The sequence below is a fragment of the Photorhabdus namnaonensis genome (assembly GCF_001684335.1).
Taxonomy (GTDB): domain Bacteria; phylum Pseudomonadota; class Gammaproteobacteria; order Enterobacterales; family Enterobacteriaceae; genus Photorhabdus; species Photorhabdus namnaonensis.
In genome coordinates this window covers 117,312-124,484 of record NZ_LOIC01000063.1, presented here as the reverse complement: position 1 = coordinate 124,484, position 7,173 = coordinate 117,312, and the positions used below count along the sequence as shown (strand labels likewise).

5 protein-coding genes are annotated in these 7,173 nt (G+C 33.8%); 1 reads left to right on the top strand and 4 read right to left on the bottom strand.

Annotation, left to right across the window (positions count from 1 at the left end; genetic code table 11):
* The 4 genes from Phpb_RS23785 to Phpb_RS11650 form a co-directional block, all read right to left on the bottom strand.
* Window positions 1–147: helix-turn-helix domain-containing protein (locus Phpb_RS23785; RefSeq protein WP_165603291.1), on the bottom strand; the 147-nt coding region annotated here is incomplete at its 3' end.
* Between the two features lie 83 nt (window positions 148–230).
* A complete protein-coding gene (locus tag Phpb_RS27250; RefSeq protein ID WP_267483675.1) occupies window positions 231–353 on the bottom strand; it encodes a hypothetical protein in 123 nt (40 codons plus the stop codon).
* A 476-nt stretch (window positions 354–829) separates the two neighbouring features.
* Entirely contained in the window at window positions 830–2,584 is a 1,755-nt protein-coding gene (locus Phpb_RS11655; protein ID WP_065390477.1) for a GH39 family glycosyl hydrolase, read from the bottom strand.
* A 543-nt stretch (window positions 2,585–3,127) separates the two neighbouring features.
* A complete protein-coding gene (locus tag Phpb_RS11650; protein WP_065390476.1) occupies window positions 3,128–4,876 on the bottom strand; it encodes a GH39 family glycosyl hydrolase in 1,749 nt (582 codons plus the stop codon).
* Between the two features lie 1,084 nt (window positions 4,877–5,960).
* On the opposite strand from Phpb_RS11650, the gene Phpb_RS11645 reads away from it, so the two are divergent.
* Window positions 5,961–7,118, top strand: coding sequence for a thioester reductase domain-containing protein (locus tag Phpb_RS11645; protein ID WP_065390475.1), 1,158 nt, complete (start codon window positions 5,961–5,963; stop codon window positions 7,116–7,118).
* Window positions 7,119–7,173 lie beyond the last annotated feature (55 nt).

Below are 7,173 nucleotides of genomic sequence, written 5' to 3'. Positions count from 1 at the left end.
GCTGAGGTTCACCCCGTGGCGTTGATAAGCGTGCTTCTTGATGTGGAGCGCCTTGTTGTACGCGAAACGAACCGCACCGAACTGAGCACTGAGATAATCAGCCTGTTCGGGTGTCGGGTAAATGCGGACTTTGGTGGCTCTTAACATCATCAGCACTCATCGGGATAGTTTATGTATTTTAACCGCTTTTTTGGGCCGTGTCCCCCTCGAGCTGCCAGTGAACGTGATGGTTAATAACCTGAAAGCCCTGCGGGCTTTTCGCCTGATATCACCGCCCGCATTGGGCGAGGGTTTACGGCGGATTTTGCTAACTCCTTACGGGCGGCGCCAATTACCGTTACGGTAAATTTCATATCAGCATCCTTGTAATCATATACGATGATTTTACTCCATCAAAACAAAGCAATCAACAATGATTACTTTCAAACATTACTTATCTGATATTCTCCAGTTTGTTTGGTAAATAGAGACGTTCACGGGCCCAGATAACCTCGGGTGTATCCCGAACAATCTTTTTATCCAGAATAATCTTATAAATTTATTGAATACACAAATTATTAACGCTGAGTAAAGCCGAATTTAATAATACACCTTAATTTTAGCCGTATTTATTAAATAGTTTAATTCAATAAAATCATAATACATATTAAAAATATATATCACCTTACAACCAAGCAAAAACAATTACTATTTATTCCGAATCAACCTTATTCCAATAAATTATTCACCATGATTAAACAGGCCCTTATAAGAGCCTGTTTAACTTTACTCTCCAATTATTAACGGGAAGAGAAAATAATCCATTCTAATATTTTCTTTGCATATAAAATTAATGATGAATTAGCTCTAACGAATACAGTGTTACCGTTGAAGGTTTCGCTCCTTTATCAACCAACGTTAATTTATTATTAGCTATAGACACATTAATCTGACTAGTCACCTCAGGTGGTGTTATTTGTTCCAGCGATCCGCCTTGTTGAATACGATACGCTTTGACTTTAAATTTCTTACAACCTATATGATCAATCACCACAGTAACGCCTTGGTCACTATGAGTATAATCACGAGTTTTAGGTCTTAAAAGAGAATCTAGTGGAAGTTGTTGCATCGGCTCCTTTTGCACTACCGCATTATTAGATTGAATGGTTGTCGGATCAACACCACCAAACCATTTGTTCTTACTACAGGTATCCGTTAATTGATCTAATGTTCGGCTAGTATCCAAATAATATTGTCGATATAAATCAGCAGGAACCGGTGCTACACTACCATCAGAAAAACTCTTATCCACTTTATAATTTGCCGCCAGAATATTAATTTTGTTACCCGATTTATTTTCAGCAGCCAAAACCGTTAAGCCGGTTGAAAAATCTTTTTGACCACTTAAGATATAAGGTGTTTTTAATAATTTAGCAAAAAGACCAAAAGATTGAGCTGAATAAGTACAGAAATTTCTGACATTTGGATTTTTAGGGTTAGGTTGATCATTAAACAAACCAAAAGATAAACCATCCCCACGATAATAATGAGCCAAGTCAACTTTGGTATATTGCATATAAATCAATGAGGAGGCGATATATGCCGCATTTTTAGGACTCTGCACTTTGGTAAATGTATTTCTCGATCCAAAAGGAGTAGAGTTCCACTCGGTACAAATACTCTCTGTCTTAGTAAAACCATAAATATGCAAACTATTCTGAATGGTATTACCCATATCAATAATGTTTTGCGGGTCTCCAGTATCAACATATCCATGCCAAGAAAAGAAATCTAACGGTACATGGTTATCCCTACAATATCGGAAGAATCCATCGATATAATGTCCTCCGGCATGATTACTAAATGAAATACCGGCCCCTCCGACTTTAGCTTCAGGATCAACCGCCTTAATTAATCTCACTACTTTTTCATATAATTGATAATACTTTTGTGGATCATCCGTATTCCAGAAAAATAGCAAGTCAGGCTCATTCCAAATCTCCCAATAGCTTATTTTTCTCGGCAGCCCAATACAGGCATAGTTTACACCATAACGATTCACCAAAGCTTTAACTAATGCTGCATAAACATCAAAATCCTCTGGTATTTCATAACCGCCATCAAGTGAACGCCCAATACGAAAAAAGAGTTGTCGCTCAATATTATTTGGGTTCAGATCTGCTTGATTATTCAGAACATCACGCAAATAAGCATCCGTCATTTCATAATTAGCATCTTTTAATGCAAGATTCACATCATGATTTCTCATCCCAATAGCCGCATTGGGAAAAATACTTCTGACATTTGCAATATCAGCAACCAGCTTTTTAGCCGCAGGTTTATTCTCCTCCGGCACATTGATAATCATTTGATCTTGATTGTTTTTCCTATCCACCTGGAAATAATTATCTATATCCCCAATACCAAAGCCGTCATGGAGCCGAACATGGGTAATTCCCATCTGATTAAATTCATTATCTAAATCCGGGAAACCTGGCGCTATCGATTTAGGAAGACCATTGACGCCATTAACCGCTTTAAGACGTGAGTTATATCCAGCTGATAAATCTCGATGATTTTTATTAAATGAAAAAACTTTAGTCATAATGCCCTCTATACTAATTAAGAAATTGTATCCCTATAAACCAAAAACAATATCAAAGAATAAATACATTTATCTGGTAACTCAATAACAATAAATGAATGGAAGACCTAGATAATAGTAAATATCACTTTTAACTACATCTAAAATTCTCATCTATTACTTTGAATTTATTGAATTAAACAAACAATTACATTAATACAATTATTTCTTATAGTAAAATTGACTCTGTGATTTATTTAACCACAGAATCATTAAAAGAGAAAAAAATCAATCAATAAAGAGTGATATTAATAACAATGATAAAATAACACATGATAAAACCATATAGAGAACAAATTATATTTTAAAATATCGTAAAAAAGATCATTTAACGCATATTAAAAACATATTTCCAATCATAAAAAAATAACCTTAATTCTAAATAAAATACATATAATTCAATTAACTGTTATCAAACAGGCTCTTTTCAGAGCCTGTCATATTAAAATTATTTAATCTTCATTGATTAAATAATTTATTCCAATATTTCCATTGCATATAAAATTAATCATTATTTAGCTCTAACGAATATAACGTTACTGTTGCAGGCTTCGCTCCCTTATCCACTAACGTTAATTTATTATGAGCTATAGATACATTAATTTGGTTAGTCACTTCCGGTGGCGTCATTTGTGCCAGAGATCCACCTTCTTGAATACGGAATGCTTTGACTTTAAATTTTTTATAACCTATATGGTTAATTACCACGGTAACACCCTGGTCGCTATCAGTATAATCCCGACTTTTAGTTCTCAACATATTATCACCCGGAAATGGCTTAACAGGTTCACGTTGCACAACCGCATTATCAACATGAACAGTTGTCGGATCAATGCCGCCAAACCATTTATTCTTACTCCAGGTATCTGTTAATTGATTCAGTGATCGACTAGCATCAAGATAATATTGTTGATATAAATAATCAGGAGCCGCATTACCATCGGCAAGGCTTTTATCAACTTTATAATTTGCGGCAAGGATATTTATTTTATTACCTTCAGCATTCTCGGCTGCCAAAACAGTTAAACCCGTGGAGAAATCCCTATTACCATTTAAAATATAAGGTGTTTCGAACATTCTGGCAAACAGGTAAAAGGATTGAGCTGAATAGGTACAGAAATTTTTAACACTTGGATTTTTAGGATTTGGCTGGTTATTAAACAAACCAAAAGATGAGCCATCTCCCCGATAATAATAAGCTTTGTCGACTTTTATATATTGCATATAAATAAATGTGGAAGCAATGTATGCCGCATTTTTAACACCCTGTACTTTTGTATAGGTATTTTTTGTCCCAATAGGACAAGAAGTCCATTCAGTACAAAAACTTGCTACATCGGTAAAACCATAAGTATGCAAACTTTTTTGCACCACATTCCCCAAATCAATAATGTTCTGCGGGTCTCCGGTTTCAACATATCCATGCCAGGAATAAAAATCCAACGGCACATGATTATCTCTACAATATTTCAAAAATCCATCGAGATAATCTTCTTTGCCTCTATCAGCAAACGCAATACCCGCCCCACCGACTTTAACCGAAGGATCGACAGCTTTAATTATTCTTGCAATTTTTTCATATAATGCATAATACTTTTCAGGATCATCACTATTCCAGAAAAAATATAAGTCAGGTTCATTCCAAATCTGCCAATAAGTTATTTTTCTTGGCAAACCGATTCGGGCATAGTTTAAAGCGTAGCGATTCACCAACGTGCTGACCAATATGGCATAAATATCAAAATCCTCTGGTATTTCACAACCACCATCACCGGAACGTCCAATACGAAACATGATTTGTCGCTGAATATCATTTGGGGTTAGATCAGCTTTATTATTCATAATATCGCGCAGATAAGCGTCAGTCATTTTATAATTAGCCTCTTTTAATGCAAGACTAATATCATTATTTCTCATCCCGGCAGCCGCATTGGGAAAAATACTTCTGATATTTGCAATATCAGTGAGCAATTTCTTAGCCGCAGATTTATTTTCTTCCGGCACATTAACAATTATTTGATTTCGATCATTGACTCTATCCACCTGATAATAATTATCCATATCGCCAATACCAAAACCATCATGCAACCGGATATGGGTAATTCCCATCTGATTGAATTGATCATCTAAATCAGGAAAACCCGGCAACAAAGATTTAGGAACACCATTAACACCATTAACCTCTTTAAGACGTGAATGATGACCCGCTGATAAATCCCGGTGATTTTTATTGAATGAAAAAATTTTAGTCATAATAAACTTCTATCCTCTATATTCATTAATAAATGACATTTATATAAACAAGAATAATACCAGAGAATAAATATATTTCTCTGACAACTCAACAACAATAAATGAATAGAATAGTTAGAGAATAGTTAAATATCATTTTTAACTGTATCTTAAAATTACCTTCTGTTAATTTTAATTCATTATAGCAATCAACAATCACATAGATATAATTATTTATGAAAATAATCGATTCTGTGATTTATTTAACCAAATAAGCACCAAATAACCAATTATTTAATAAGGAGTTGATATTAATAACAACAGTAAAAAACACCCAATAAAATCATATAGTGAGTTATATTAAATAATATCGCATAAAATCATTAATATATAATCAGGAGAATTCGACTAAATAATCTCAGCAAGACTCTTTTGCAATAACGACATAAATACGGTTAATTTTGCTAGCGTGCGAGCAAGCGCCCGTAGTAAATAATATTTGCCATCTCTATTTTCTCTTTGTTCCACTCAATGCCGTCCGGGACCAATATTGTTACCACCACGGTTTTATTGCACCAATAATCCATGTGGTAATACAGTTCCCTCTCCCAATAGAGTTGATACAATAACTTCTCATTTAATCAGTAAAGAATAAAAATTCTTAGTCACATAACCGCCCGTTTCCAACTTTTTACAAACATATTTAAACAAAGCTTTCTGTGTTATTTTTCTTTTTAGGATTATAAAGTATTTTTCAGAAAAAATGTTCAATAATATAGGGTTTAATCCGGTCGATAATAGATAATTGTCCGAATTGTTCTAATTTTATAGGGTAAAATAAATAAAAATCACAACGCTACTTCTCCATATCAATATAAATCGCAATATTAATATGATAACTGATAACTGATAACTGATAACTGATAACTGATAACTGATAACTGATAACTGATAACAAAAGATTACCAAACAATAATCTAATAACCTCCAAAATTAGCTCAATGCAGATTTGCATTTTTCGCAAATCACTTATACATAAAATACATATTCAAAAAATAAAAAAAAGAATAGATTATAGAGAGTTACGTATAGTGAGGAAGTGATTATGAAAGAGCAAAATGTTTTATTAACCGGAGCAACAGGCTTTATCGGTGCATACATGCTTGACGAATTAATAAAAACAAGATCATACGGTAAGATCTTTGTCATAATTCGCAAGGTTGATAGCCTCAATCCAATCAGAAGGATTGAGGATGCATACAAAAAATTCTCGATAGAATATAAATACAACCTAAGAGATTCATCAAAGGTAGAAATAATAGAAGGAGACATTACAAAACCCAATCTTGGCCTTGCTCCTGAAATGTGGATATATTTATCAAATGAAATTGATATTATCCATCATATCGCAGCGAGAGTGAACCATATCAAGCCTTATGACACTCTTAAAAGCGCTAATGTTGATAGTGTTAGAGACATCGTGGAACTATCTAAAATAGGGAAAAATAAAATAGTAAATTTTGTTTCCACCCTAGGATCAGCAGTAGCTCTGGATAGTAACGGAGAATATGTTGAGAACTTTCCTGATAGCAAACCACTATTTTCAGATATGGGATATCTTTTATCTAAATGGGAAGCTGAAAAGATTTTAAGAGAGCATCATAACAGTGGTGGTAAAACAAATATTTTTCGTCTAGGCTACGTTTCAGGTCACAGTAAAACAGGGATTTCACTATATAAAGATAATCAGTTCATGCTTTTTATTAAAAGTTGTATCCAAATGGGATATGCCCCGATTCTGAATCGTACTATTCATCTTACACCAATAGATAAAACAGTTGAATTCATGAACCTACCAATATTTTCTAAGGAGGGAGGACATGTCTTCAATCTATTTAACTATAAGGAATTAATCCACTGGAGCGAAATCATAAATTGGTTAAAGAGCTACGGTTATAGGATCGAGTTTTTAGAATTCTATGAATGGCAGAAAAAATTACTGCAAGATGGTGAAAATAGCCCACTATACAGGCTTTTTTCTCTTTACGGTGTTCCTGAAGCTCACGAAAAGATCTTGCGTTTTGGTCGTGAAATTAAGAAATTTCACTATGAACAGACAGATAAAATTTGCATAAAAGAAACTATTAACTTCCCAATGGTTAAATACGACCTGCTAAAAACTTATATTGATTATCTTATTGAACAGGAATTTATTCCATCACCAATAATTGAAAACCATGTAGCCAAATGCTTAGTTAGCTAATCAATAAACCACCTTTCTATAGCTATAGTCGTAAAGCTATATAAATTGAAGAAAA

Bases quoted from the DNA above. Each gene is read 5' to 3' on its own strand.
- Phpb_RS11645 (WP_065390475.1), top strand. From the start codon at position 5,961: ATGAAAGAGCAAAATGTTTTATTAACCGGAGCAACAGGCTTTATCGGT.
- Phpb_RS11650 (WP_065390476.1), bottom strand. From the start codon at position 4,876: ATGACTAAAATTTTTTCATTCAATAAAAATCACCGGGATTTATCAGCG.
- Phpb_RS11655 (WP_065390477.1), bottom strand. From the start codon at position 2,584: ATGACTAAAGTTTTTTCATTTAATAAAAATCATCGAGATTTATCAGCT.
- Phpb_RS27250 (WP_267483675.1), bottom strand. From the start codon at position 353: ATGAAATTTACCGTAACGGTAATTGGCGCCGCCCGTAAGGAGTTAGCA.